Origin of the sequence: Sutterella massiliensis (assembly GCF_016899755.1) — a bacterium.
GTDB lineage: Bacteria > Pseudomonadota > Gammaproteobacteria > Burkholderiales > Burkholderiaceae_F > Sutterella > Sutterella massiliensis.
This window is the reverse complement of record NZ_JACJJC010000151.1, coordinates 1-805: the sequence shown is the minus strand read 5'-3', so window position 1 is coordinate 805 and position 805 is coordinate 1. Positions and strand designations below refer to the sequence as shown.

At 57.8% G+C, this 805-nt stretch carries 1 protein-coding gene; it reads right to left on the bottom strand.

The window, feature by feature from the left end; genetic code table 11:
• A partial coding sequence (traN, locus tag H6A60_RS14540) for a conjugal transfer protein TraN (RefSeq protein WP_205104890.1) occupies positions 1–784 on the bottom strand: 784 nt, incomplete at its 3' end.
• Between the last annotated feature and the right edge of the window lie 21 nt (positions 785–805).

The window sequence follows — 805 nt, the reverse complement described above, 5'->3', positions numbered from 1 at the left end:
AGATGTGTATAAGAGACAGCCAATCGACGTCGCCCACCTTCGAGAGCGGGATGCCTTCGCAGCGCGGATGCTTCGGGCTCCCCCAGCCGTCGAATTCGGCGCCAAGAATGTCGCCCTGCAGGCGGATCTGCTCGTTCATGATGCGCGACAAAGGCGACTTGTAGCAGCAGTACACCTCGCGTTTTTCAACGCACATGCCGAGCACCTTCGATTTGCAGTAGCTCCCGACTTTGTGGCAGTTGCCGAGCTGCTTCTGAGAGATCATCTCGTACTCTTCCGTTTCGCAGGAATAAATGATCTGAATGACCAGATTGGCCACCACATAGGCTGTGTAAATCCAGGAAACAACCGTAAAGACCATTGCAACGTTTTCCACGATCGCAGACGCTGCGCTCCCTGCAGTGGCACCCGATGCTTCGGTAATGGGAAGCCCCATCTCCTTGACGAGATCGGTCAGCATTTCCTTCGCATAAGATTTCAGTTTCTCTTCGAGCGCCTGCATTGCGCCGTCGCCGGCGGTCTCTCCGAATATGTCCTTCGTGAAGCCGCCGATATTGTCGAAGGCGGATGCAAAGTCCTCGTTGATCCAGCTGAGCCCGTCCTTGACAACAGACGCGGCTTCGCCCTTGAGGTTCTGCCACTGTCCCGCCAAATCCTTGGCGAGATCGGGCGCCGCCATCGAAGCCAGGTCGCCCGCCGCGGAAGAAACGTCGGCCGACACCCGGATCAGCGTGATGTAGTCCGCGATCCCGATGCCCGGCACCGGTTCGCAGCAGTTTTGCATCCCGCCCACAGCCTTCTTGCA